The 25,348-nt window shown below is 66.4% G+C and carries 28 protein-coding genes; 7 read left to right on the top strand and 21 right to left on the bottom strand.

Features of this window, described 5'->3' with window-relative positions:
• Positions 1-3 precede the first annotated feature (3 nt).
• The 3 genes from FS787_RS13280 to FS787_RS13270 all read left to right on the top strand — a co-directional run bounded on the left by FS787_RS13280 (position 4) and on the right by FS787_RS13270 (position 2,492).
• Positions 4-1,041 (top strand): amino acid ABC transporter permease, encoded by a 1,038-nt coding sequence (locus FS787_RS13280; protein WP_144672940.1) that lies wholly within the window; start codon positions 4-6, stop codon positions 1,039-1,041.
• Positions 1,038-1,805, top strand: coding sequence for an amino acid ABC transporter ATP-binding protein (locus tag FS787_RS13275; RefSeq protein WP_144672938.1), 768 nt, complete (start codon positions 1,038-1,040; stop codon positions 1,803-1,805). Before FS787_RS13280 ends, FS787_RS13275 begins: the two co-directional genes overlap by 4 nt.
• Positions 1,806-1,889: 84 nt before the next feature.
• A complete protein-coding gene (locus FS787_RS13270) occupies positions 1,890-2,492 on the top strand; it encodes a trans-aconitate 2-methyltransferase (RefSeq protein ID WP_144672936.1) in 603 nt (200 codons plus the stop codon).
• Between the two features lie 35 nt (positions 2,493-2,527).
• On the opposite strand, the gene FS787_RS13265 is transcribed toward FS787_RS13270, so the two are convergent.
• Genes FS787_RS13265 through FS787_RS13250 form a run of 5 tightly spaced genes read right to left on the bottom strand, consistent with a single transcriptional unit; the run spans position 2,528 to position 5,796 of the window.
• A complete protein-coding gene (locus tag FS787_RS13265; protein WP_144672934.1) occupies positions 2,528-3,424 on the bottom strand; it encodes a dihydrodipicolinate synthase family protein in 897 nt (298 codons plus the stop codon).
• Between the two features lie 5 nt (positions 3,425-3,429).
• Positions 3,430-4,146, bottom strand: coding sequence for an EamA family transporter (locus FS787_RS13260; protein WP_395940349.1), 717 nt, complete (start codon positions 4,144-4,146; stop codon positions 3,430-3,432).
• A gap of 29 nt (positions 4,147-4,175) precedes the next feature.
• Positions 4,176-4,397 carry a hypothetical protein gene (locus tag FS787_RS18285; RefSeq protein ID WP_395940348.1) on the bottom strand — a complete coding sequence of 74 codons (222 nt, stop codon included), beginning with the start codon at positions 4,395-4,397 and terminating at the stop codon, positions 4,176-4,178.
• Between the two features lie 60 nt (positions 4,398-4,457).
• Complete coding sequence (locus FS787_RS13255) at positions 4,458-5,198, bottom strand: B3/4 domain-containing protein (protein ID WP_144672932.1); 741 nt, start codon at positions 5,196-5,198, stop codon at positions 4,458-4,460.
• Positions 5,191-5,796, bottom strand: coding sequence for a helix-turn-helix domain-containing protein (locus FS787_RS13250; protein ID WP_144672930.1), 606 nt, complete (start codon positions 5,794-5,796; stop codon positions 5,191-5,193). The genes FS787_RS13255 and FS787_RS13250 overlap by 8 nt, the downstream gene beginning before the upstream one ends.
• 150 nt (positions 5,797-5,946) lie before the next feature.
• On the opposite strand from FS787_RS13250, the gene FS787_RS13245 reads away from it, so the two are divergent.
• The 3 genes from FS787_RS13245 to FS787_RS13235 all read left to right on the top strand — a co-directional run bounded on the left by FS787_RS13245 (position 5,947) and on the right by FS787_RS13235 (position 8,403).
• Positions 5,947-7,305: an MFS transporter gene (locus tag FS787_RS13245; RefSeq protein ID WP_144672928.1), complete on the top strand. Its 1,359-nt coding sequence runs from the start codon at positions 5,947-5,949 to the stop codon at positions 7,303-7,305.
• A 203-nt stretch (positions 7,306-7,508) separates the two neighbouring features.
• Positions 7,509-7,922 (top strand): ester cyclase, encoded by a 414-nt coding sequence (locus FS787_RS13240; protein ID WP_144672926.1) that lies wholly within the window; start codon positions 7,509-7,511, stop codon positions 7,920-7,922.
• A 100-nt stretch (positions 7,923-8,022) separates the two neighbouring features.
• On the top strand, positions 8,023-8,403 hold the full coding sequence (locus tag FS787_RS13235) for a VOC family protein (RefSeq protein ID WP_144672924.1): 381 nt from the start codon (positions 8,023-8,025) through the stop codon (positions 8,401-8,403).
• Positions 8,404-8,536: 133 nt separating this feature from the next.
• Here FS787_RS13235 and FS787_RS13230 read toward each other — a convergent pair whose 3' ends face one another.
• The gene (locus FS787_RS13230; protein ID WP_144672922.1) at positions 8,537-9,619 is read right to left on the bottom strand and encodes a glycerophosphodiester phosphodiesterase family protein; all 1,083 of its coding nucleotides are present in this window, start codon (positions 9,617-9,619) and stop codon (positions 8,537-8,539) included.
• Positions 9,620-9,979: 360 nt separating this feature from the next.
• Here FS787_RS13230 and FS787_RS13225 point away from each other — a divergent pair, with 360 nt between their 5' ends.
• Positions 9,980-10,399 (top strand): ester cyclase, encoded by a 420-nt coding sequence (locus FS787_RS13225; protein ID WP_144672920.1) that lies wholly within the window; start codon positions 9,980-9,982, stop codon positions 10,397-10,399.
• A 52-nt stretch (positions 10,400-10,451) separates the two neighbouring features.
• On the opposite strand, the gene FS787_RS13220 is transcribed toward FS787_RS13225, so the two are convergent.
• The 15 genes from FS787_RS13220 to FS787_RS13150 all read right to left on the bottom strand — a co-directional run bounded on the left by FS787_RS13220 (position 10,452) and on the right by FS787_RS13150 (position 25,306).
• On the bottom strand, positions 10,452-11,210 hold the full coding sequence (locus FS787_RS13220) for a DinB family protein (RefSeq protein WP_144672918.1): 759 nt from the start codon (positions 11,208-11,210) through the stop codon (positions 10,452-10,454).
• Between the two features lie 56 nt (positions 11,211-11,266).
• Complete coding sequence (locus tag FS787_RS13215) at positions 11,267-11,665, bottom strand: type II toxin-antitoxin system VapC family toxin (RefSeq protein WP_144672916.1); 399 nt, start codon at positions 11,663-11,665, stop codon at positions 11,267-11,269.
• Positions 11,662-11,928, bottom strand: coding sequence for a type II toxin-antitoxin system Phd/YefM family antitoxin (locus FS787_RS13210; protein WP_144672914.1), 267 nt, complete (start codon positions 11,926-11,928; stop codon positions 11,662-11,664). The genes FS787_RS13215 and FS787_RS13210 overlap by 4 nt, the downstream gene beginning before the upstream one ends.
• A gap of 41 nt (positions 11,929-11,969) precedes the next feature.
• Positions 11,970-12,551, bottom strand: a complete 582-nt coding sequence (locus FS787_RS13205) for a histidine phosphatase family protein (protein ID WP_144672912.1) — start codon at positions 12,549-12,551, stop codon at positions 11,970-11,972.
• 68 nt (positions 12,552-12,619) lie between these two features.
• Entirely contained in the window at positions 12,620-13,087 is a 468-nt protein-coding gene (locus FS787_RS13200) for an SRPBCC domain-containing protein (RefSeq protein WP_144672910.1), read from the bottom strand.
• Positions 13,088-13,159: 72 nt separating this feature from the next.
• A complete protein-coding gene (locus FS787_RS13195) occupies positions 13,160-14,320 on the bottom strand; it encodes an NAD(P)/FAD-dependent oxidoreductase (protein WP_144672908.1) in 1,161 nt (386 codons plus the stop codon).
• Between the two features lie 38 nt (positions 14,321-14,358).
• Positions 14,359-14,658 (bottom strand): hypothetical protein, encoded by a 300-nt coding sequence (locus tag FS787_RS13190; protein WP_144672906.1) that lies wholly within the window; start codon positions 14,656-14,658, stop codon positions 14,359-14,361.
• A 90-nt stretch (positions 14,659-14,748) separates the two neighbouring features.
• Positions 14,749-16,452, bottom strand: coding sequence for a response regulator transcription factor (locus FS787_RS13185; protein ID WP_144672897.1), 1,704 nt, complete (start codon positions 16,450-16,452; stop codon positions 14,749-14,751).
• A gap of 199 nt (positions 16,453-16,651) precedes the next feature.
• On the bottom strand, positions 16,652-17,401 hold the full coding sequence (locus FS787_RS13180; protein ID WP_144672896.1) for an SRPBCC domain-containing protein: 750 nt from the start codon (positions 17,399-17,401) through the stop codon (positions 16,652-16,654).
• 40 nt (positions 17,402-17,441) lie between these two features.
• Positions 17,442-18,335: a potassium channel family protein gene (locus tag FS787_RS13175; protein ID WP_144672895.1), complete on the bottom strand. Its 894-nt coding sequence runs from the start codon at positions 18,333-18,335 to the stop codon at positions 17,442-17,444.
• 95 nt (positions 18,336-18,430) lie between these two features.
• The gene (locus tag FS787_RS13170; RefSeq protein WP_144672894.1) at positions 18,431-18,784 is read right to left on the bottom strand and encodes a hypothetical protein; all 354 of its coding nucleotides are present in this window, start codon (positions 18,782-18,784) and stop codon (positions 18,431-18,433) included.
• 226 nt (positions 18,785-19,010) lie between these two features.
• Positions 19,011-20,384, bottom strand: a complete 1,374-nt coding sequence (locus FS787_RS13165) for an MFS transporter (RefSeq protein ID WP_144672893.1) — start codon at positions 20,382-20,384, stop codon at positions 19,011-19,013.
• 39 nt (positions 20,385-20,423) lie between these two features.
• Positions 20,424-21,899, bottom strand: a complete 1,476-nt coding sequence (locus tag FS787_RS13160; RefSeq protein WP_144672892.1) for an NAD-dependent succinate-semialdehyde dehydrogenase — start codon at positions 21,897-21,899, stop codon at positions 20,424-20,426.
• Positions 21,900-21,918: 19 nt separating this feature from the next.
• Positions 21,919-23,169 (bottom strand): iron-containing alcohol dehydrogenase, encoded by a 1,251-nt coding sequence (locus FS787_RS13155; RefSeq protein ID WP_144672891.1) that lies wholly within the window; start codon positions 23,167-23,169, stop codon positions 21,919-21,921.
• A gap of 166 nt (positions 23,170-23,335) precedes the next feature.
• On the bottom strand, positions 23,336-25,306 hold the full coding sequence (locus FS787_RS13150) for a GAF domain-containing protein (RefSeq protein WP_144672890.1): 1,971 nt from the start codon (positions 25,304-25,306) through the stop codon (positions 23,336-23,338).
• Positions 25,307-25,348: the final 42 nt, after the last annotated feature.

Genomic DNA, 25,348 nt, shown 5'->3' with positions numbered 1-25,348 from the left:
CACATGAGCGAGCCGGAATCCGACCGGATGATTGAGGCGGAACCCGGGGGAAACCGGGAGTCCGGCAGGAAGCCGCGGGCCGGCAGAGGACGGGACGCGGACGACGCGCCGCCTGAGGCCATCGTCGCAATCCCGCTGAGGCACCCGTGGCGGAACGTGGTGGCGGTGCTCCTCGTCCTCGGGCTGGCAGTCTTTGTGCTGGATGCGGCCCAGCGCTCCGACTATGGCTGGTCGGACGTGGGCAAGTACATCTTCGATCGCCGGATCAGCCAGGCTGCGTGGGTGACGTTATGGCTGACGATCTACGCGATGATTGGCGCGATCGTCATCGGACTGTTGCTGGCCATCATGCGGCTTTCGCCGAACCCGGTGCTGAAAAGCATTGCCTGGCTGTACATCTGGATCTTCCGGGGAACCCCGGTCTACGTGCAGCTGGTTTTCTGGGGCATTGTGTCCTTGATATATCCCGTGTTCACGCTGGGCATTCCGTTCATGGAGCCGTGGGTCACCATCCCGAATGAAGTATTCACCAACCTATTCATCACCGCCGTGATCGGGCTGGCACTCAACGAGGCTGCCTACATGTCCGAGATCGTGCGGGCCGGCCTGCTCTCAGTCGATGAGGGTCAGGAAGAGGCCTCGACGGCGCTGGCGATGTCCTGGGGGCAGACGATGCGGTACGTCGTGGTTCCGCAGGCGATGAAGATCATCATTCCGCCTACCGGCAACGAGGTGATCTCGATGCTCAAGACCACCTCGCTGGTGGCCGCGATCCCGTTGAGCATTGACCTCTACGGGGTGTCCCGCGGTATTTCCGCCGTGACGTTCACTCCGGTGCCGCTGCTGATCGTGGCTTCGCTCTGGTACCTGCTCTTCACCTCCGTCCTGATGGTCGGCCAGCACTTTATTGAAAAGCGGTTCTCGCGGGGAACCGGGAGGCTCAAGGCGGGCAAGGAGCCGGTGACGCCGGGACCTGCGCCGACGGCGGTCCCCGGTACGCCCGCCCCACCGCTCGGCACAGACTTTGGAGGAAAAGGATGACGGACGCGCCGATGGTGCTTGCGGAACGGGTTTCCAAGAATTTCGGCACTAACAAGGTGCTGCGCGGGATCAGCCTCGAGGTCGACCCCGGGGAGGTGCTCTGCATTGTGGGGCCCAGCGGTTCCGGTAAATCGACGTTCCTGCGGTGCATCAACCACCTGGAACGGGTTGATGGCGGCCGCCTTTCGGTCGACGGACAGCTGGTTGGCTACCGTCAAAAGGGAGACAAGCTCTACGAACTGAAGCTCAAGGAAGCAGCCTTCCAGCGCCAGGAGATCGGGATGGTCTTCCAGCGGTTCAACCTCTTTCCGCACCTGACCGCCGTGGAAAACATCATCCTCGCCCCCATGCGGGTGAAGGGGCTTTCCAAGGCCAAAGCCACCGAACGGGCCAAGGAACTGCTGGAGCGTGTGGGCCTGGGGGACAAGGGGGACGCCTATCCGGCACACCTGTCGGGCGGTCAGCAGCAGCGCGTGGCCATCGCCCGTGCTCTGGCCATGGACCCGAAGCTGATGCTCTTTGATGAGCCGACCAGTGCCCTGGACCCGGAACTGGTGGGCGAGGTGCTCGACGTCATGAAGGAATTGGCCAAGAGCGGCATGACCATGATCGTGGTGACCCACGAGATGGGTTTCGCCCGCGAAGTGGCGGACACGCTGGTGTTCATGGACGAAGGCGTGGTGGTGGAGGCCGGCCCACCCCGGCAGATCCTCAGCGATCCGCAGCACGACCGGACCAAAGCGTTTCTCTCCAAGGTTCTCTGACATGGACATCTGACCGCGCGGCGGCGGGCTTGGGCGCAGCCGGGGCCTGTGGCTTCGCCGCCGCGCGAGTGGAAAAATGAACCTGTGGACGGCCTCGCGGGCACCAAGGTCTGGGCTGACTACAACGCGGCCCAGGCGACCCGTCCCGTGCGCTCCCTCTGCCTCGACGCCATGGCGCTCGCCGGTCCGGGCGGCGGCCGCCAGGCCATAGATCTCGGCTGCGGCGCGGGCAAGGAAACGCTGGCACTGCTGAACGGCGGCTGGCGCGTGCACGCCGTCGACTCCCTTCCGGACACCAAGGAACGGCTGTTGGGGATCGTCCCGGCGGACGCGGACGGCCGGCTAAGTGTCGAGGTCCGGGCCTTCCAAGAACTGCGCGTGCTTCCGCCGGCCCACCTCATGTTCGCCGGCTATTCGCTGCCGTTCATCCACCCGGATCGTTTCCCAACATTCTGGACCTTGATGCTGGGCGCACTGGGCCGCGGCGGCGTCGTGGCCGTTAATTTGTTCGGTGACCGGGACTCCTGGGCCGACGTCCCGGAATGGAACTTTCACACCGAAGCCGCGGCACGTCAGCTCTTCGACGGGTTGCAGATCCTGAAGTTTGAGGTGTACGACGACGACGGGCAGTCCTTCCGGGGGCCGAAACACTGGCACATTTACGACGTCGTCGCCCGGAGGCCGTGAAGGCGGAGCCGGACTATCGAACGACGAGATTAGCGCTACGGGGTGAGCCCGAGCTCATCGACAACCCTGCCAACGTGGGCACGCTGCGTCTCGGTCAATCCTTGGATGGGAAGCGGCAGGCACGGTTTCGCGGCCAGTCCCAGCTGTTCCGCTATTGCCGCCATAACACGAAGACTCCCGCCAAACTCGGCAAACAACTGCCACAACGGCGCAAGCCGTTCGGACTCGGCCGAAGCGTCGGAGACCCGCCCTTCGAGGGCGGACCGGGTGATCCGCATCGCTAGGGCAGGCAGCGTGCCGCCGATGACGGAGTACCAGGCGTCACATCCAGCAGCCAGTCCCGCGGCGGCCTTGGCGTCACCGGACACACCGATGGTGACATGGGCCGGGACAGCCGCCCGGATTTCCTGAACCAGCGCTTTCGCTTGCTCCGGGGCGGCCGGTACGCCGGGGATTTTGATGGAAGCGATACCGGGCAGTTCCGCGATGCGTCCGTAGAGTTCGGTCGTGAAGGTGAAGTGCGTGGTGGCCGGGTTGTCATAGACGATGACGGGGAGCGACGAGCACGCGGTGACGGTTCGGAAGAGTTCGAACACGTCATCGTCGGTGAGGGGCTGATAGGTCATGGGAGCCAACAGGAGCCCGGCAGCTCCCGCCTGCGCTGCCTGTCTAACGTTCTCGAGTATCTGTGAGGTCCGCAGGGCCCCGACGCCGATGAACACGGGTGTCCCGCCCGCGTGCTCGACAGCAAGACGGGTGACACGGCTGCGTTCCTGGTTGCTCAGGTACGCGTAGGAGCCAGTGGATCCGAGCGCTGTGATGGAGTCAACCTGCGCCTCCGAGAGCCGTTCGATTAGGTGAACGAAAGCGCGCTCGTCAACAGCATCGTTTGCCAGCGGGGTAAGGGGGAAAGCGCTCAAGCCGGTGAACATGGTTACTAGCTCCTTGGTTGAATCTGAGGGACCCGCTCAGCTGGAGGACTGTCGACTACTTCGCTCCCGGCCGATGAGGTCGGCGCCGGTGCGGGGCCGGCATGTTCGCGGGAGCGCGGTTGGCGTCGGCCGCCGCGTTGCGCGGCGGCGCCGGCGAGGACAACGAGCGTGATGCCGCCGAATTGGGTGAGTGAGGGCTGCTGGTGCAGCACGAGCAGGCCGAGGAGCACGCCGATGGCGGGTTCGACTGCCATGAGGGTACCGAATGCGGTGGGCGTCATCCGGCGCAGGGCGAGCATCTCGAGCGCGAACGGCAGCACCGGCATCAAGATGCCCAGTCCGACGGCGGCGGCAAGAATACCGAGGTTGAGGTGTCCGGCGGACTGCGGGATGCCAACGACCGCTGCCGTGGCGGCGGCCACGGGAACGGTGAGTGAGAGCGCACCGATGCCCGTGAAGCGGTCACCGACCCGTTGGGTGAGCAGGATGTAGCCGGCCCACCCGATGGCCGCGAGTCCAGCGAACCCGATACCGGCCAGGTCAATTTGCCCGTGCCAGGGTTCGGTGAGCAGGACGACTCCGAGCAGTGCCAGGGCCGGCCAAATGAGGGCCCTCGCGCTGTGGCTGCGCACCGCGGCGACGGTCAACGGACCGAGGAACTCGATCGCGACCGCGGTGCCGAGCGGAATAAGCTCGATCGAGGCGAGGAAAGCGATGGTCATCAATCCCGTGGCGACGCCCAGCCCCAGAATCACGGGGACGTCGTGGCGGCGTACCTTGCGCAGGGGGGGGGGCGGGCGATGGCCAGGAAGAGGAGTGTGCCCACGCTGAGCCTAAGCCAGGCGGTTCCGGCCGGCCCCACCGCCGCTATCAGATCCACCGACAGGGCCGAACTCAGCTGGACCGAGAGCATGGCCGCCACAGCCAGCCCCCACGGGGGCACGGCAACATTGTTGAGGGCGCGTGTGCTCACGGCTGGCCCCTTCGGGCCGGCCGGTCACCGAACGCGCTTTTCCGGGAATGGAAGAGCATGTCAGCCTCCCTCAGTGGACGTCGGGCCGGGGGTTATCAGGCGGCGGGCGACGCTGACTCCGGGACCGAGCCGGGTCAGCCGGGCGACCAGGTCCTCGGCGGCGGTGTGGAGCGCCTCGTCGGTTATGGGTCCGAGCGCGTCGAGGATGAACAGAGCGGAGGTGGTGTCCTCGCGGAGCTGGGTACGGCGTGCCTGGCGCCAGTTCCAGCGCCGGCAGGTCACGCCGTCGTCGTCGCACCACACCACCTCGCCGGGTTCCGGGTGTTCGATCACCGTGGCGCCGCCGGCGGCGGTATCGAAGGGCTCCTGGCCGGTGGCGCGGACCAGTCGCGGCGCACCGCCGTAGCGGGTCAGGTCCTCCCCGCCCAGCGGGATCTGGTGGAGCACGGAGATCGCGTTGTAGAGGTCGGTGAGACGGTTTACCCGGGGCAGCCCGGACACCGCACGGCGCAGGAGCGCCTCCAGGCTGTTGCGGGTGCGGCTCGGTTTGGCTCCGAAGCCCTGGTAAGCCTCGCGCCATGCCGCCACGTGCGGGAGCTGTTCGACCGGCCGGTCGCTGAGCAGTTCGCCGGCCGCGGTCTCCGCCGCCTGGAGCAGCTCGTCGCTGGCCTGGTCGCTCGGGCCCGGTACGAGTCCGTCAACGGCCAGCAGCAAGGCACGGTAGTCGGGCCGCAGCGCGAATACGGCGGCGTCAACGTGGCCGCCGTCGAGGAATTCCTGAAGCCTGTTCATCTCAGTCATTGGATGCCTCCGGCCGGTGTCCTGTCCCCACACCGGGCTCGAAGACGGCCAGGGAGAACCTCGCACGCTCCGTGCCCGGATTGGCGTAAGAATGTGCCACGTCGCCCGGGAACGTCACGGCATCGCCGGCATCGAGGGTAAGCGATTGGGCTGCGACCTCCACCGTGACCGTGCCCTGCTGGACCTGCAAGAGCTCCTTAGTGCCCGACGTGTGGGCCTCGCTCACGTGATGGTCACCAGGGCCCAAGGTCCAGTCCCACAGTTCAACCACGTCCGGCGACTCGGTGCCGGCCACCAATACCCCGCGGCCGCCGGATTCGCCGCTCCACAAAGCAGCGCCCTCACCACTGCGCGTGACCTTCACCGGCTTCGGCCGAGGGGGCTCGACCAATGCCGGCAGTCCTACACCGAGCGCGTCGCTGATCCTGAGCAGGGTTCCCACGCTGGGATTGGCGGCACCCTGCTCCACGTTGACTACCATCCGGCGGCTTACCCCCGCAGACTGCGCCAGCTGATCAAGCGTCCAGCCCCGCGACTGCCTCTCCTGCTTCACCCGGGCGCCGATGGCTAACGCCAAAGAACTTGTACTCTCATCCACAAGTGCATCATACTGCACTTTTAGTGCACTGCGCTATGCGGTCAGTCGTGCGTCAAGGAGCCGGGCAGCTTCCGGCCTCAACCGGACAAGTCCCGCCGGCATGTGTCCTCCGGTTCGATTTTGGCAGGCACTCTGGGACAGACTGTTGCCGTGAGCAACTCTCCCCGGACGGGTCTGGCCGTCGCAGGACTCAGCCTGGGCACGGCGCTGAACCCGTTGAACTCCTCGATGATCGCCGTCGCCCTGGTGGTGCTGCGTGAGGATTTCGGGCTCGACGTCGCCACGGTCACCTGGGTGATCACCTCCTTCTACCTCACCTCCGCGGCGGGGCAGCCGCTTATGGGCCGGCTGGCGGACCGGTTCGGACCGCGGCGCCTGTTTGAGCTGGGCATGGTCCTGGTGGCCGTGACCTGCGCGCTGGCCCCGTTGTCGCCGAACTTCGCGGTGCTTTGTGTGGCCCGCGCCGTCATGGCCCTGGGCACGGCGGCCGCGTACCCGTGCGCTGTCGTGATGGTCGGGGCCCTGGCGAAGCAGGCGAATGTGAAGTCCAGCCGCCCGCTGGGCCGGATCCAGATGGCCAACACCTCCGCGGCCGCCGTCGGGCCGGTGGTGGGCGGGCTGCTGGTGGGCTTCGTCGGCTGGCAGGCGCTGTTCCTGCTCAACGTCCCGCTGGCCCTGGCCGCGGTCCTCCTGGTCCGGCGGTTCGCTCCCACGGACGGGGCCCGGGAGCGCGGCTCGGCGTCGGAACTGCTGCGGGACTCGGACATTCCGGGCATTCTGGCCTTCATCGGCTCCATGGTCCTGGTGATGATGGCGCTGCTGAACGTCGTGCCGGGCTACCGGTGGTGGCTGCTCGGCGGGGGCACGCTGCTGGCCGTGCTCTTCGTGTGGCGCGAGCTGCGCTTCGCCCCGCCGTTCCTAGACCTGCGGCTGCTGGGCAGGAATCGGCCGCTGCTGCTGGTCTACCTGGGCTTCGCCCTCTTCAGCTGCGTCTACTACTTCGCGTTCTTCGGCCTGCCGCAGCTGCTGCAGGAAGCAGGCGGCTACGATCCCCGCGTGGTGGGACTCCTGGTGCTGCCGCTGGCCGCGGTCTCGGTGGTGTCGACGCCGGTGGCTGTCCGGGCGATGGACCGGTTCGGGGTCAAGCGTGTGCTGGTCGCCGGCGTCGTGATGCTTATGGCGGCGTCCGCCGCGATGTGGCTGCTGACCGCCTCGTTTGCCATCCCGCTGGTGATTGCGCTGACCGCACTGCTGGGTGTGCCGTACGGGGTGGCCAGCATCGCGTACAACCAGGGCATGTACCTCTCCACGCGGCCGGAGGAGCGCGGCGTGGCCGCCGGGATTTTCCAGACCTGCCGGTACGTCGGGGCGATTATGGCGACGGTCCTGATCGGGATTTTCTACGGTACAGGGGTGAACCAGGCCAACTGGGGGCTCGTGGTCACGGTGATGCTGGGGCTCGGCGGCGTGGTGTTGGTGGTGTCGCTGCTGTGGCGGGAACAGCGCTAGTCACGGCGTCTTGACACGCCCGAAGCCCCGGAATATGTTCGGCCTTAACACGGCATTTCGCCCGGTTTTCACTGCTTTTCACGGTATTCAGCGGCGTCCCGCGGGCGCTGCCCGACGGGCACCCGGATGGGTCTGGGTCTGCGCGTCATGGCAGTGCAACGCGTCTGGGGGTCCCATTCGGTCTCGCCTGCAAGGAGTCGGAAATGGCTGAAGGAACTGGATTGATCAAGCGGTTCTACACGGAGGTTGTCGGGGACGGGAATCTCGCCCTGATCGATGAATTGGTGAGCGATGACTTTGTTGATCACGATCCCCTTCCCGGGCAATCGCCTTCCAAGGACGGTGTCGGGTTCTTCGTCAACACGATGCGGGCGGCATTCCCGGATCTCAGGGCCACAACAAGCGAACCGGCGCTTGTCGATGGAAATCTGGAGGCGCTGTATGTGGTCCTGACCGGCACGCACCAGGGTGAACTGATGGGTATCGAGCCCACCGGCCGCAGCGTCGAATTCAGCGGTATCGACATCATCCGTGTCGACGGCGGCAAGGTCGTCGAGCACTGGGGAGCTACGGACATGATGGCCCTCATGCAACAGATCGGCGCGGTGCCTACGTAGGCCGCGGCACCATGGTGCAGCAAGGGGCCCTTCCGCTGGCCCAGAACCGGGGGGAGCATCGCCATCGCTGCGACACATCAATGCACACAAGGAGATCATCATGCTGAAGGATTCAAACATCATGGCTGTCCTCCCCGCGAAGGACATCAATCGGGCGAAGGAGTTCTACCGGGACAAGCTGGGCATCGAACCCGCCGAGTCCATGGAGGCCGATAGCGTGATGTACCGCTGCGGCAACGGAACGGGCTTCCTCATTTACCAGACCGAAAATGCAGGTTCAGCCAAGAACACCCAGATGGGCTGGGAAACGGACAACCTCGACCGCGAGATGGAGGAACTGCGGGGCCGTGGCGTCGTCTTTGAAGACTACGATTTTCCCGGTCTGAAGACGGAGAACGGCGTTGCCACCGCTGACTGGGGCAGATCCGCCTGGTTCCTGGACAGCGAGGGCAACATTCTCAACATCGCCCAGCGCACGTAGGCCGGAGGCTGGCGCCGATCCGCTACGCCAGGCCTTGCTGCGGCCAGCAACGAAACCGGCCCCCACCTTCAAGGAGGGAGCCGGTTTCAGCATGGATGCCAGCGGTAACGACGCGGCCCCCGGACGTCAGGGATCAGCCCTTGAGTTCGTAGGCCTTCGGAAGCTTCAGACCGCGGTCTTCCATCACGGTGCGGAGGCGGCTGGGGTAATCGGTGATGATGCCGTCCACGCCGAGGTCCATCAGCCGTGTCATGTCCGCCGTGGTGTTGACGGTCCAGGGGACCACCGGCAGGCCGAGCTCGTGCGCCTCCGTGATCATCCCGGGGGTGACGGAGCGGAAGGCGGGGGAGACGGCGTCGTAGCCCTGGGCGGCCGCGGCCTTGGCGAGGGATCCGCCGTAGGTGTCGATGTCGATGCCGCCGAGGTTGGCGCTGGCTCCCGGCTGGCCGACCTCGAGCCAGGCGTCGCCGCTGGACAGGGCAACGAGCGGCAGCTCGGGGGCGATCTCCTTGGTCAGGTTCAGCGATGACCAGTCGAACGACTGCACGGTGGTGCGGTCCGCCATGCCGGACGCCTGGATCTCCGCGACCACGGCAGTGGTCAGGGCCACCATGCCCTCGCCACCGGACTTCCCGTCCTCCACCTTGGTCTCGACGTTGAAGCGGACCTTCTTGGCGCCGGCGTCGCGCACCAGCTGGAACACGTCCTTGAGCTCGGCGATCCGGTTGCCCTCGATTACGTCCTGCTCCGGGTACCCCTTGAGCTGAGTGAAGCCGCAGTCCAGCGTCTTGATCTGGGCAAGCGACAGCTCGGCAACCCGGTCGCCGACATACGGGAAAGCGGCGTCGCCGGGCGCGGCCGGCGCGGTGTCCTGGCACTTGTCGGCCTGGATCGTGTCGTCGTGCCAGACGATGACCTTCCCGTCGGCAGTCAGGTGGGTGTCGAGTTCCAGCGTGGTCACGCCGAGTTTCAGCGAGTTGGAAAAGGCGGCCAGGGATTCCTCGGTCCACTCGCCGCGGCCTCCCCGGTGGGACTGCAGGTCAAAGGATCCATTACTCTCGTTGGTTTTGATACCGGCCATTGCCTCTGCGGCAGCGGTCTCGCCAGCGTTCGACGACGGCACGGAGCCAGCTTCGGGGTGTGAAGCGGCGACGGCGGGGCTCGCCAGGGAGGCGATGATCGCGGCGGCGGCCGCGGCAGTCAGGACTGTGCGCATGGTGATGATTCCTCCTGGGTGACAGTTGCCGGCGGTCCGCCGGCGACCCGACCACCCTAGGGAGGCGAGGTGGACGGCCGTGTTCGGGGAACTGGATCCCGGGTGAACAGTTCAGCGCCGGGGCAGGGCGGGACCCCTCAAGGCGGTAGCCTCGGCATCTTGACACACCCAAACCGCCGGAATATGTTCGGCCTTAATGGAGCGTTTCGCCCGTTTCACAGTTCTTTTTCACAGTCTTTCTCGGCGCTCCGCGCGGTGCCCACTGCCCGGCATGGCGGCCTGGCGGCGCGCGCTGTGCGGCGTGCCCCGAACAGCGCGCTGGGGGATCCAATTCGGTCTCTCGCCTATAAGGAGTCGGAAATGTCGGAAGGTATTGGACTGATTGAGCGGTTTTACAAGGATGTGATGGAGGACGGAAACCTCGCCCTGGTCGATGAGTTGGCGACGGACACCTACGTCGATCACGAAGAGGGCCTCCCGGGGCAACCCGCCGGCCGGGACGGCGTGAAATACTTCGTGACCACGATGCGGTCGGCTTTCCCGGACATCAAGGTCAAGGAGATCGCGCCCTCGCTGAGCGCCGGAAACATGGAGGCGTGCCACGTGATCCTGACGGGCACCCACCGTGGAGAACTGGCCGGCATCCCGGCCACCGGCAAGAGCGTCGAGTTCGACTGCACGGACATCATCCGCGTCGAGGACGGGAAGGTTGCCGAGCACTGGGGCACAACTGACAACATGAAGCTCATGCAGCAGATCGGCGCCATGGCTATGGCCTGAGTAAAACTGAAGCACGACGGCGGCCGGACGGACCGCCGTCGGGCGTCACGCCTTAACCGTCGAGTCCCGCCTCGATCGCGTCCAGATCACGGACGGCGTAGCGGTGGTGTTCCCACTCCTCGTCAAGGATTGTGTGCAGGCACGACAGGATAGCCACCTCATGGTCGGGGCCCCAGGGATTCTTGCGCACGCCAGCCAGGTCAGCCGGTGTGACGGTGGCGAGGAAATCGCGCACCATGGCTACCCGGCCCGCCCGGACCTCGAGCACTTCGGCATACGACGGGGCCGGCATCGAAAAGACGGACATGTCATAACCGTCGGGTTCGTACTCAAAGTTTGGCTGGCCCACGGGGTGATACGGCTGCTCGATCTCCAGAATGGCCCGGCCCAGCCACGTGTCGGTGGCCATGACCAGGTGACGCAGCGTCTGGGCGAATGACCACTCGCCATCCACGGAGATATCGACCGTGCCGGCCGGCAGGGCCGCGGCGCGCTCGAGCGTCGCCGCCCACGTCCGCTCCAACACGGCCCAGGCGGCACGAAGCCCATCCGGATCGCCTGCGCGTCGTTCGGCGCGGCCGGGAAAGCGGCGGTTCAGTTCGGCCTCCACGAAAGGGGCCACATCGACGCCGTTGACGCGCAGGACGTTCCCGCCGTCGAACAGCCACGGCGCGTCGATGTCCGCTCCGCCGACGTCCACGCCGCGCATCACCGCGCCGGAGAGGTCAGACCGGACGAACCGGGCCCCGTGCAGGTTCACGTCGACGAATACTGCACCACGGAGGTCGTCGGACTGATTGAAAGCTGCCATGGCGAAAACTGTCCCACGATTTTCCTGCGGACGCACGAGGAACCGGCTGGATTCCGCTACAGATTCATCCCCGGTGACTGGGTCCGGAGCCCGGCTTCCGTCGCTGCGGTGACGAGTTCGACGTCGTACGCCACCAAGACGTCTGTCTGCAACCGGATAGCTGTGGCGAGGTGGATGGCGTCGGCGCTTCGCAGCTTTCCCGGCATAGCGGCGGCGTACATAAGATCCGAACGCGCTAAGTCCACGAGGTTGATTCCGTCCAATACCGTCGTGATCAAATCGACCGGCAACCCCCTGCGGTGGCCCGCGCAGTGGAGTTCCGTGTAGAGCAGCATGGAGGCCACTAGCTGGTCGCCCCGATGCGCGGCTGTTGACAGGTATTGCGCCGCAGCAGCGGACTCGGTCTCCTCCACCACCAGCTTGAGGGCGGCAGAAGCATCAACGTAGATGATCAACGGTCGCCGCGCAGTTCGGACAGGATTTCTGCGCTGCCGGTGCCGCTGCTGACGCGGCGAAGGATCTGGAAGTCCACTGGCTCAGATGCGGCGCGACGCACGCTTCCGGACAGCAGGAGCCGCTCGAACGGAGAGACTGCAGGCGGGATCAAGGTGGCGGCCACTTCGCCATTGTTGGTGACGTCGATGGTCTCGCCGTTCTTCACACGCTCAAGGATTTTGCTGCTCTGATTGCGGAGCTCGCGGTGCGGGATGGTTGTCATGACTGCCTCCGTAGCAATCGTAGCACCCGGGTTCGTTGGGGTCAGCCGACGCCGGCGGTCAGCCGCTCGCCGTTGAAATATTCGAGGTTCCAGCCGTCCGCGGGGTGGTGGTGGGCCAGGTTGAGCACGGCGTTGTCGACGCTCGGCAGGGTGCGGCCGACCGCGCGGCTGAGGCTAACCCGGAGGAGCGAGCCGTGGGTGACCACCAGGACGCGGCCGCCGCGGAACTCCTCCGCCAGCGCCTCCAGTGCGGCAAGCCCGCGGCCCGCGGCCTCGTCCTCGCCTTCGGCGCCGCGGAAACCGCCGGGGGTGCGCAGGGCATCGAGCTCGGGACCGTGCTGCATGCCCTCCGCGGGGCCGAAGCTGCGCTCGGTGAGGTCCGGGACGCGCCGGGCCACGGTGAGCCCCAGCCCGGCGGCGATCAGGTCGGCGGTTTCCGCGGCGCGGCTCAGCGGTGACGACACGACGGCGTCCCACCCGTGCCCGGCCAAGGCTTCGACGGCGCCCCGCGCCTGGTCACGGCCGACGTCGTTCAGCGGAATGTCGGTGGATCCCTGCAGCCGGCGCTGCGCATTCCAGTCGGTCTGGCCGTGGCGGATGAGCGCGAAGGTTGTAACGGTCATGCTTCCAGTCTGCCTTGGCGGGCGACGGAACCGGACATCGCGCGAAGGCGGCTCGGGGCCGGGCCGCCTCAGGTGCGGCTGTTTAGTACCGCCTGCAATTTCTCGAACGACTCGGTCCATCCGTTGCGGTGCAGGTCCACACGCTCTTCCGTCAGGAACGGTCCCTGCGAGAGCGCCAGGCGCGTGGCCTCGCCGGTACTCCCGAGTGAGAGGTCGACGACGGTTTCCCGGTCGTCCGGCGTCGGCTCCTCCCAGAGGAAGGTGTACACCAGGTGCCAGGGAGGATCGATCTCCAGGAACTCGCCGGAGAGATGGAACGGTTCGCCGTCCGGTGGCGCCATGCGGAACCGGTAGCGGCCGCCTTCCGTGAGGCTCAGTTCGGCAGCCGGGATGGTGAAGTCCTGCGGACCCCACCACTTCACCAGTTCCGTCGATTCCGTCAGCATCCTGAAGACTTCCTCCGGGGGAGCATCGAGCGTGCACTCCAGATTCAGGACCAGCCCGCCAGTTTCCTCATTCCCGGTTACCTCATTCATTACTCAACTCTGGCACCCTGCGGACGCTGACGGAAGCGGATCGGGCCGCCAACCGGCTGTTGGATTACTGCGTTATGCCGCCAGCCTGCTCTGCACCTCCGCTGCGTGCTGCGGAGCCCGGGTGGCGGCGAGCTGCTTCGCCAGGTATTTGGCGTCCCGGCCCACGCCCGGGAGGGTTTCCGATGCTTCTGCGAAGATGAGCTCCTTCCCCAGCAGGTACAGGCCCGGCAGGGCATCCACAATCCCGCGGTGCTGCTGCTCCCGCCAGTTCAGAGGCAGCGCCGGGATGTCCAGCCACGGGTAGGCCTCGGTGAAGCCGGTGCACCAGATGACGTTTGCCACCGGAAGGCGCCGGCCGTCGTCGAGCACTATTTCGCCGTCCTCAACTCCGGTGACCCGCGGCACCAAGTGGACGCCGGCGGCGCGCAGGTCCGCGACCTTGGTGCGGATCAGCGGCCTGGCCATGGCAGCAATCTTGGGCAGCGCCCTGCGTCCGACCGGCGTGCTGGTGGTCAGCACATGAAGCCCGGCGAAGCGGACCACCGGGAACACGAAGCGCGCCGCCGTCCGGCCGTGCCGGAACGGGAGCTCGGCACTCGGCTTGCCGGCCAGCCAGGTTTCATGCGTGCGGCTGGTCTCCAGGGCGATCTCCGCCCCGGAGTTGCCCACCCCCACCACCAGGACGGGGCCGGGCTTCAGCTGGGCCGGGTTCTTGTAGTGGCGGGAGTGGAGTTGCACGACGTCGGACGGCAGGTCCGCCGCAAAGCCCGGCGTCCTGGGCAGCTGGCAGGCGCCGGTGGCGAGGACGACGTTCGCCGCCGTCCAGCGCCGCGTCCCGGCCGTGACCTGGAACCGCTGCCCGTCGTGGCTCAGCCGGGTGACGGCCGTGCTGGGCCGGACCGGCAGGTGGAACCGGGAGGCGTAGTCCTCCAGATAGTCCGCCTGCTCGTCCTTGGTGGGGAAGGCGAGGGGGTCGCCCGGGAAGGGCAGGCCGGGCAGGCCGTTGTACTTGGCGGGGGTAAAAAGCCGCAACGAGTCCCAGCGGCTCCGCCACGCCTCGCCAACCCGGGTGCCGGCGTCGAGAATGACAAAGTCCCGGCGCTGCTGCGCCAGGTAGTAGCCCAGCGCCAGGCCGGACTGACCGGCGCCGATGATGACGGTGTCGACGGCGCCAATGCCGACTATGCCAGGGCCGACGACGCCGCCGGTGTCAGCTGCTGGGGTGGTGTTCATGGTGGTGCCTCCTTGGTGTTGCATGTGCAGTGGGGTGGTCATGAACGCTGTGCCTGCTGCGGCGCCGGGTGGCCTGCGGGTCCGGACCGGAAGCGCAGGTACCAGATGAGCAGCAGCGCGGAGGCGACGACGTAGAAGCAGTGCAGCAGCCAGATCGGCCCCAGCGGGAGGCTGAAGACGTACACGGAGTGCACTGCGTTGGCGACGTTGCTCAGCGCGAGGTAGCCGAGGCTGTAGGAGTCAAGGTTCCTCGTGTGGAGGGCCTTGAGCAGCATGGGCAGGTAGCTCACCGCGAAGAGGCCGGTGGAAACCATTCCTGCGAGCACTGAAACGTTCATGCCATTAACGCTATTTTTCGTCGGGTCGCGGCGAATCGGGCGAATCACCCATTTTCTTACGGGCAGGGGAGAACCCGGGAATGGGTACTTTTATGCAGTGCGGGAGGTCAGGGCGAGTCCGTGCTGGTAGGCGTAGGCCGTGACCGCGGCCCGGGAGGTCAGGCCCAGTTTGGTGAAGATATTGCTCAGGTGCCGGGCCACCGTTTTTTCGCTGATGAACAGCTCAGCGGCGATGTTGCGGTTGCTCAGTCCGGCGGAAACCAGCCGGACCACCTCGGTTTCGCGGGCGGTGAGCGGCCCGGCGTCGGTGGCGTGATGAGCGCCCTTCCCGGTGGTGGGCGCCGGGGCTGTCCGGGCGTCCGGCGTAACGGGCGCCGATGGCTCAAGGCCCGCCAGTTCCAGCTCCGCCAGCGCTGGCGCGGCGCCCAGCTCGGAAAAGACTGCACGGGCTGCCTCGCGCTCCAGCCGGGCGGATTCCTCGTCGCCGAGCGCGGCGCACAGTCTGGCCAGGAGGGCGCGGCAGCGGGCCGCCTCGAACGGTGCGTCGAGGCTGAGCCAGCGGGACCACGCGCGGCGCAGCGTGACCAGGGCAGCCCCGGGGTCGCCGTCGTGGAACAGGACAGCGGCTTGGGATTGCTCGGCGAGGGCGTGCAGCAGGGGCATGTCGATCGAGGCGCACAGCGAGTCCAGCTCCTCCACGGCGGCCCGTGCTGCCGGTGCGTCGCCTGCTGCCAGTTCGATCTCCACCCGGGCGGCGAGCATCAGGCGCCGGTAGGCGGGGTCGATGCCGTCCATGGCCTGCCGGAGCAGGGACTGGGCCTGGTCCGGCCTGCCTTGGGCCAGTCGCAGGAGGGCTAGCCCGGGCTGCGCCGGGAATCCGGTGTCCTGGGCGTGCAGGTAGGCGGCCTCGGCGTCGTCGAAGTCGCCCCGGAGCCGGTGGATTTCGGCCTGCTGGTAGAAGCCGCCGTAGGTGGCCATTCGGTCGCCGCGGAAGGCGAGGTCCTGCGCCGTTTTGGCGGCGTCGATCGCCTCGGTCCAGGCGCCGTGCAGCCGGTAGAGCTCGGCCCGGTGCATCTGGCACTGGCCGCTGAACGCCACCAGCTTCTGCTGAGCGTCGCACCACCGGTCCAAAGCCCGCGTCCACTCGTGGGCGCGGCGCAGATCGAAGGCCAGATGGCAGGTTTCAATCACTGCGCAGTAGATGATCCCGGCGGGGATCGGGGAGATTTCTCCGACAGTGACGGCCACCATGGCTTCGTCGAGCAGGGCCAGGCCGTCGTCCACCTCGCCCAGCATGATCTTTGCCTGGCCCAGGCCCAGCGTCCCGAGGGCCGCCGAGTCAGCGTCGCCGCGTGCCCGCCCGAGGTCGGCGGCCCGGGTGAAGGCGTCCGCGGCGGTGGCGCCGTCGCCCTGGTAGAGGGCGCCCAGCCCGACAGGGACGGACAGCAGGCCCTCGAAGGGGCAGGGCTCGGGCAGGTCCTCGACGATCCGGCGGGCGCGGGCCAGCCAGCCGGCGCTGCGGGCCGGTTCGCCCAGCAGAATGAGGTTCATTCCGGTCCAGACGGCGCAGCGGGCGGCCGCGGGGTAGTCGCCGTCTGCGAGGTACTTCAGGTGCGCCCGGGACAGGATGTCCACTCCCTCGGAGCCCCGGCCGGTGAGGATGACGGAGATGGCCAGCTGTTCCAGGTCGCCGGCGGGAAGTTCCTCGTCGTGGTCGGCGGCGGTGTACTGCCCGACGGCGTCCGGCCAGCGCCGTGCGGCGTAGGCTTCCCGGCCGCCTGCGAGTGTAGACATCGCGCCTCCCCGTTCCCGGTGGCGGGTCTGAGCTTGTGGGCACTGCCCGCCCGGCCCTCCCGGAACCGGTGGTGGGCGGCGTGGCCCGTCATCTGCTTTTCAGGCTACCGCCGGGGTTTAGGGGCGGCAAGATGCGGGCCGAAGCGCCAACAGGACCGGGACTACGACGGCGGCGCCCGGCTGGCGCTCGCGCGCCGCCTCAGGTGTACATGAGGGAGCCGGGGGTGGTGAGGAGTTCGCCGGTTTCCAGCCAGGTCTTCAGGCCGGAGAGGATCATCGGCCAGCCGCCGTAGAGCTGGTCGTTGGCGCCTTCGCGGAGCTGGTCGTGGGTGACGGTCAGGCGGCAGGAATCGCCCACCGGTTCGATCTCCCAGGTGACCCGGGACGTGCCTTCGGCCTTGACATCCTCGCCCCAGAGCGCGCGCATGCTCTGGACGAGCCGGCGGGGCGGGTCCACCTCCAGGTTCTCGCCCTCGCCCAGGGGTTCCCCGCCCTTGGGCGCCATCTGGAACCGAGATCCCGGCGTCCAGTCCGAGGTGATCACGGACCCGAACTGGTACTTGCTGCGGATCTCACCGTCCGTGATGGCCTCCCAGAGCCGCTCCGGAGTGGTCTTGATATAGATTTCGAAGATCTTTTCCATGGGACTTTCCAATCTGGTTTTGAGGTCGCTGAGGCCAGCGGCCCATGGTTCGGCATATTTGCTCACCCAGCGGTCGTGGACCAGCCGGATGGGCACCGGATTCAGGAAGTGGAGTTTCTCGCGCCCCCGACGGCGGGTCACCACCAGGCCGGCGTCCTCCAGGACCCTGAGGTGCTTCATCACGCCGTAGCGGGTCATCTCGAAACGGGCCCCAAGGCCGTGGAGGGTCTGCCCGTCGTTCCTGAAAAGTTCATCCAGGAGATCGCGGCGGGTGGCGTCGGCCAGGGCCTTGAATACGGCGTCCACAGCACCAGAATAGGTGACTGTTTAGTCACATGTCTAGGGTCTAGTTCGTGTCCGGTTTCCCGCGCCGCAGGTGCCGGTGGTGCAACTCGTAACTGTCGAACACATCGGACGACGTGGCTCCCGAATGGCCGAATTTGCCGCGAAGGACCTCCGCGAGGGCGTCCAGCGACGCATGGAGCATCCGTCCGGCGAACTGGAGCTCAGGGCTGTCGCTGCGCTGGGACTGGGACGCCAGGTCCTGGGCGTAGGCCACCGTGGCCGGCAAGGAGCCGCGCTGCTCAATTTCACGGAAGTAATAGGTTTCATGGAACGCAAGCAGATCGATGCTCACCGACGCCACGCTTCCGGCCATTGATTCCAGCAGCCCGGCAGCATGCCCGGGATCCAGCGACAAAACACCCGACGGACCTGCAGCTTCCCTGAACAGGTTCAGCTGGTGGGCAAGGGTCCGGCGGCGGTTCAGGGCCGGGTACGTCTGAAGGATCCACGTGACCGTCGCCGTTAACAACCCGAAACCGGTGACGGCCTGGAGGGCCACAACCAGCCTGAGCAACGGATCCGCCGGCACGATGTCGCCGAACCCCAAAGTGGAAAGAGTGACGAGGGAGATGTAGAGCGCTTCCGCAAAGTCGCCCCGCAGTGGAACTCCGGGTCCGTGAACAAAGCCGGCCGGCAGATGGGGCAGATAGAGCAGGGCCCAGCCGATGGCCGCCAGGCTTGCCCAGGCTCCAATCACAGCGGCCATGGCCAAAGGTGCCGCGATGAAGGAGCCCCGGCCCCGCAGTTTTCTGGACACCAGCCAGAATCCGCGCATGATCGCCCGGCCCAGAGGACCAGACCCATGCGGGTAGAGGAGCGTCCGAAAGACATCAATGAGCATCAGCAGAACCAGCCCGGCCCCCAAAACCGTCCAGAGCGTGCCTTCTAAGTCCATTGCCTCATCTTAGGGGCGGTGCCCTGGGCGCAGTGACAAACAGAGGAACCCCGCAGTGCCGGGCACCGCGGGGTTCCTCGCTGGCTGGATCCAGGTTACTCGGAACCGGGTTTCTGTTCCCGGTCCCGGAGGTTCTTCTTGATCTCGTCGAACTTCTCCTTGATGACCCGTTCCGCCTCCGAGAGGGTTTTGCTGGCACTGCTCAGGGGATCCATCTGAACGTAGACGTTGTGGCTGACAGGCAAGTCGTACTCGTCTTTCAGATGGGTGCCGCCGCCCACGCCCTGAAGAGACAGGTACACCATGGCGTCCGTCCGGGCAACGCCGGAGAGTGTTCCGAAGACAACTGTGAAGTCGTTAGGTTCAAAGCTCACAGTCTGACCGATATGGCTGCGGTCCAGGTCACCGGCTGCGACCGGCTTCTCGGACGGACTTCCGCTGTAGCTCATGAACTTCTCCTAATAGTCGAGGGACACGTACCCGAGCAGTCTATATACGAAGCCCGTGAAGGTCCGGCGGTTCCGCTGCCCCGCAACGGTGCTTTGTCATGCCCGGCAAGACACAGCGATGCCGTCAGGACTCCAGTTCCGACGGCAAGGAGTAGAGGCGCAGAAAGAAGGGCGCCGTCCAGGTCTGCCTTTGACCCGGACGACGCCCGCCTTACTTCAGGGAGTATCAGTTAGCGTCGACGCGTTCCTCTGCAATCCGTGCGTTCTTCTCGTCCGACTCCTGGGCGGCCGTGATGCGCCGGTCCAGCTTTGCGAGCGTTTCCGGTGCGAGGATGGTCGCCACAACCGTGATGACGCCAATCACGCTGAAGTAGAGGATCACCCAACCGGGATCGCCGTTTCCGGCGTTCAGGAGCGCCACCGCGACCAGCGGCGCAATGCCGCCAGCGAGAACCGAGCCGAACTGGTAGCCCATAGACGCGCCGCTGTAGCGCAGCTTGGTGGAGAACAGCTCGGAGAAGAAGGCAGCCTGGGGGCCGTACATCGAGTTGTGGAAGACGGCGAGGCCGATGATGATGGCGAGCGTTGCCAGCAGCGCGCTGCCGGTGTCTGTCATGACGAAGTAGAGCGGGAAGAAGAGGAGCCCGCCAATAGAGCCGAACAGGTACAGCGGCTTGCGCCCGATCTTGTCCGAGAGGATGGCCCAGAGCGGCACCGCGAAGACACCGATAGCTGAGGCGATCAGGACCGACAAGGTCCCCTGATTGGCGCGCTCGGCTCCGAACGTCCGCATGATGTAGACCACCGAGAACGTGGTGTACAGGTAGAACGCGGAGTTCTCCGCCAGGCGCATGCCGACAACGAGCCAGATGCCCTTGGATTCCTTCTTCATGGCTTCGCCCAGCGGCTTCTTCGAGGTCTGCTTCGTCGCAAGAAGTTCTTTGAAGTCGTCTGAGTCCTCGAGCTTGGCCCGAACGATCAGGCCGATGACGATCAGCACCACGCTGAGCAGGAACGGTACGCGCCACGCCCAGGCATCAAAGACCTCTGCGGGCACTGCGGACTTGACGATCAGAACGCTCGAGTTAGCGAGCAGCATGCCTGCCGGGACGCCCATCTGCGTGAAGCTTCCGAAGAATCCGCTGCGGCCGGGAGGAGCGTGTTCGATAGAGATGACGGCCGCACCGGCCCACTCAGCTCCGGCGCCGAAGCCCTGCATCAGGCGCAACACCGTCAGCAGGATGGGAGCCCAGACTCCGATCTGGGCGTAGGTGGGAAGCAGCCCCATGGCCAGGGTGGCAAAGCCCATGATGAGCAGCGACAGCACCAGCATGGGTTTGCGGCCGATTTTGTCGCCGAAGTGGCCGGCGAACATGCCGCCGAAGGGGCGTGCGACGAAGCCGACGGCGTAGGTGACGAAGGCTAGGAGGAGCCCCGTCGCCGGGTCCTGTTCGGGGAAGTACAGCCGGCTGAAGACGCCGGTCGCGGCGAGCAGGCCAAAGATGTAGTAGTCATACCACTCGATGGTGGTGCCCGCGAAGCTGGCGAGCGGTACGCGCCAGGCTGCTTTCGGCTTGGCTTTGGTAGTGGAGATCGTCATTGGTCTTTTCTTTCGGATGGAATCGTCGGGAGCGGCTAGCTACCAGTCGAGGGCGATGTATTTGGTTTCGGTGAAGTCCAGCAGGCCCTGGTGGGCACCTTCGCGGCCGAGGCCGCTCTGCTTGACTCCGCCGAAGGGCGCTGCGGGGTCGGAAACGAGTCCTCGGTTGAGGGCCACCATGCCGCTTTCGATGCGTTCAGAGACCCTGAGTCCGCGGCGAAGGTCCTCTGTGAAAACGTAGGCGGCGAGGCCGTACTCGGAATCGTTGGCGGCGGCGATGACTTCCTCTTCGGTGTCGAAGGGGATGACCGAGGCCACCGGCCCGAAGATTTCCTCGCTGACCATGCGGGCCTGGAGCGGCACGTTGGTCACGACGGTGGGCGGGTAGTAATACCCGGCGCCGTCGATGGCCGTGCCGCCGGCCAGGAGCCTGGCGCCCTGGCTGACCGCGTCCCGGACCAGCGAGTCGACTTTGCGGACGCTGGCCTCGTCCACAAGCGGACCGACCTCGGTGTCGGCGTCGGTGCCCGGGCCCACGCGCATGGCGCCCATGCGTTCGGCCAGCCGGCGGGCGAACTCGTCGTGGATGCCGCGCTGGACGTAGATCCGGTTGGCGGCGGTGCAGGCCTGGCCGCCGTTGCGCATCTTGGCAATCATGGCGCCGTCGAGGGCCAGGTCAAGGTCCGCGTCGTCGAAGACCAGGAACGGAGCGTTGCCGCCGAGTTCCATGGAGCACTTGAGTACGTTGTCGGCCGCCTGCCGCAGCAGGTGGCGTCCGACGCTGGTGGAACCGGTGAAGGACAGCTTGCGGACCCGGGGGTCGGCAAGGATCGGGGTCATGACGTCGCTGGTTTTGCTCGTGGTGATGATGTTGACCACGCCGGCCGGGACGCCGGCGTCGATCATGAGCTGGGCGATCGCCAGGGTGGTCAGCGGCGTGAGGGTGGCGGGCTTCAGCACGGCGGTGCAGCCGGCGGCCAGCGCCGGCGCCAGCTTCCGGGTGGCCATGGCCGCCGGGAAGTTCCACGGGGTGATCAGCACGCAGACACCGATCGGCATGTGCTGGACTAGGATCCGGTTGGAGCCCGACGGCGACACTGACACATCTCCGATGATCCGGACCGCTTCCTCCGCGTACCAGCGGAAGAATTCGGCGGCGTACGCCACTTCTCCGCGGGCGTCGGCCAGGGCCTTGCCGTTTTCGAGGGAGATGAGGTGGGCGATTTGCTCGCTGCGCTCGGTCATCAGGTCGAAGCAGCGGCTCAGGATTTCGGCGCGACGTCGCGGGGGCGTCGCGGCCCACTCCGGGAGGGCTGCTGCTGCGGCGTCGACGGCGGCGAGCCCGTCCTCGACGTCGGCGTCGGCGATGCCGGTGATGGCGGAAGCGTCGGAGGGGTTGATCACCTCGACGGTGCCACCGCTGCTGGCGTCCTGCCAGTTCCCGGCGATCAGCAGCTGGCGGGGCACCGCCAGCCCGTCGACGTCGAGCGGTTCAGAGGTTGAAAGGAGAGTCATCAGTGGTCCTTATTGCTGATTAGCGGATGGTGCGGTCGCCGGCGTAGGCGGCGTGAACGATGGAGGTGACGGCGTCGAGATCAAGCGGCACGGGGTTGTTGTCGATGAGCCGCTTGGAGTTCAACGACAGTTTGGCGATCTGGTCGAGATCGCTTTCCTGCACGTCAAGGGCCTGCAGCGTCGGCGGAAGCTCGATGGCCGCGATGACCTCGTCGATTGCCTCGACGCCTGCGACGGCGGCGGCGCGCTCGTCGAGCCCGCGGATATCGCGCCCCAGGGCCTCTGCGATCTGCGCCAGCTGCGGCTGGATCGCCTGGAAGTTGTGGCGAACGACATAGGGGAGCAGGAGGCCGACGCCCACCCCGTGCGGGGTGTGGGTAAGTGCGCCTACCGGGTACTGGATGGCGTGGGCCGCGGCGGTTCCGGCGTTGCTGAGGACCATCCCGCCGTAGAGTGCCGCCAGCATCATCCCGCCACGGGCCTCGGTGTTTTCCGGGTCCTTGTAGGCGGTGACCAAGCTGCGGCCCACCAGCCCAATGCCGTTCAAGGCAATTGAGTCCGTCAGGATGTTCTTGCCCACGAAAACCCGTTCGGAGGCCAGGGTGGAGGTCGGCTCCCGGGTGATGGCTGTGAAGGACTCCACCAGGTGCACGAAGGTATCAGCACCGGTGGCGGCCGTCAGGGACGGCGGGCAGGAGTAGGTGAGCTCGGGATCGCACACCGCGGCGAACGGGATGATGTGGGGGCTGGAGATGCCCATCTTCATGCCCAGATCAGGATCGGAGACGACGGCGATTGCGGTCGCTTCGGACCCTGTGCCCGCCGTGGTGGGCAGTGCGATGACAGGCTTGGTGGGGCCGGGAACGGCGAATTCGCCGTAGTAGTCGCTCGGCTTGCCGCCGTGGGTGAGCAACACGGACACGACCTTCGCCATGTCCATGCAGCTGCCGCCGCCAAAACCGATGATGACGTCGATCTCCTGGCCCTTGAGCTCCTCAACGCAAGCGATGATCCCCGGCACTGGAAGCTCGGCCTGGGTGTCCCCGTAGACCTGCACGGTCAGGTTCCGGTCCTCAAGGCTCCGGACCAGGGCCTGAAGTTCCTCTGAGACGGCCAGCCGCGGATCGGTGCAGACCAGGACGTTGGTCCCGAATTCGGCTGCGATATTGGCGACGGCGAAGCGCTGCTGGGCGCCGACGACGACGCTCCGCGGCAGGCGGAGGACGCCGAAAGTTGCGGGACGGATTCCCGCTGCATGCGCACACGACATTGTGAATGACTCCTAGAAATGGGATGGGCGGGCTACCTGAAAGGTGCCGCAGATCCCAGCTTTCCAGAACCACGTGACGCTCACCATGTGGCTTCGTGCCATATAAAGCCCCTGCGCATGTGTGCCTGCGCCATGTGCTTCAGGTCGTGGAAAGCGGTTCCTTTGTTCAGGAGCCGCCGGAGCTGACGCCAGCTGTCTTCAGCCGCCATAGGCGCAGCGCCACTTGCACGTCCAGGGAACGGCTTCCCCGGCGCCACGGGGCACCGATCAGGGCGTCGATCCGGTCCAGGCGTTGCCGCAGGGTATTGGAGTGGATGTGCAGGGAGTCGGCGGCTTCCTGGAGGGCTCCGCCGTTTTCGTGGAACGTCCACGCTGTGAGGACCAGCTGTGTTCCCCGCCGCTCGTCGTAGCTCAGAAGTGGCCCCAGCTGTGCAGTCAGTAGCTGTCCAGCGAAGGGGCTGTCCATCGCTCCGAGCAACATTCCTGCGGTACCCAAGGCGGCCCGGTTCGCTGCTTCCCCGTTGCGCGAGAGGGCCTGCAGGGCACGGAGGACGGCGTGGGCTTCGGTGTGAGCAGCGGACAGACGGGCAAAGCCGGTCACTGGCTCCGACGTCCCCACGCTGGCCGTGATGCGGCGTCGTTTCAGTTCGTCAACGATGGACTGGCCGGTGTGTGCGGCACCGCGGACTTCGTTCGGGCGGCTGTCGCGTCGTTCGAAGGGTTCGATGATGCATAGGTGTGATTCGTGCAGGGCGATGATTCCCGGAGTCCCTTCGGGCCGATGCCTCAGCACGGAGAGCGCCCGTTGGCGCTGGTCGTCGCTGACCCCCACCACCCGCACTACGAGCTGGAGGTGGTTCGCCAGACCGAACTGACCGGCCCGGCGGCCAAGCGCCGCCGCGTGTTCAGAGCGGGGGCTGAGCAGGTCATCGATAAGTTCCAGCTGCAGACGGTATTGCGCGTCCTGGAAAGTGCGTTCGAACAGCAGCGACACACTGAGCACCAGGGCGCTGCGTTCCAGGACCGCGAGCCGGGCCGGGCTGAGTTGCTCGGCGACGATGAGGGAGGCGAGGTGCTGGTCGCCCGCTACTGCGGACATGACGGTGTACTTCTTGCCCTTGACCTCAAAACGTACCGCCGCCCTCCTGGCCGCAGACTCCTCAGCGGCGCTCAGGGCCGACAGGCTGCCGAACTCTCCCTCGGATTCGAGCCCTGCCAGCGGCTCGCCCATGGGAGAGACCAAAAAGACGGGAGTGTCCAGGGACTCGGTCAGCAGGTTGAGGAGGTGCGGAAGGCTGCCGGTTGAGGCCAGCGTCTCCATAAGCCGCCGGTCCAGGGTTGAGAGTTCTTCCAGGGCCCGCACGTGGGCCAGGTTCTGCTGCTGTGCCTGGTCGAGTCGGCTGAGGGCACCGGCCATTTCACTGATGTGCCGGGCGTTCTCCAGCGCGACCGCTGCGTGTGTACCAATGGATTCCATCAAGGCCACGTCATCACTGCTGAACTGGTGCGCATGCCTGTCAGCGACCAGGAGCGCGCCGATCACTTTGCCCGCTGCGCGAAGGGGGACGCCCATGATCGCCCGGACACCCTCCGCTGCCACAGCAGTGTCGCTGGACTCCAGATGCGATTTAGACTCGTCCGCTAAGTAGTCGGGGCTCTGGGCGGGCGCCTCGCCGGTCGCCACGGCGCCGAGCACTCCTTCGCCGAGGGGCATGCGGATGTTGCGGAAGAGAGCGGTGGTTGCGCCGTCGGTCACCCGGACGTAGGACTCGCCGCTGTCGTAGTCGTTCAGGCTCAAGTAGGCGATGTCGCTGCCGATCAGGGACCGGGTGCGGCGGACGATGGCCTTGAGCACCGCCTCGACGTCGCGTATGCCGGTCAGATCAGTGGCCGTATCGTAAAGGACGCGCAGCAGGCCCTCCCGGCGGCTCGCCTCCCACAACTGGGCGTTCAACCGGCGTGCCGCCGCCGCGGTGGACTGGTCAATGGCCCCGGCTTCCAGCCAGGCGGACAACGTGGTCTCCAAATCAGCCGCGGAAACACCCTGGTCAAGCATGGCCATGAGTTGGCCGGCGCCCTTGGTGCCGGCTGAGGGGCCGCCACCGATGTGAAGTGCAGAACTGTCATTGGCGCCCATGCACCTAATGCTAGTCCGGGGCCACGCTGCCAGAGTTGGGCG

Source organism: Arthrobacter sp. U41 (assembly GCF_007679325.1).
Taxonomy (GTDB): domain Bacteria; phylum Actinomycetota; class Actinomycetes; order Actinomycetales; family Micrococcaceae; genus Arthrobacter.
The sequence above is the reverse complement of the archived record's forward strand: the minus strand, read 5'-3'. Positions and strand labels throughout refer to the sequence as shown.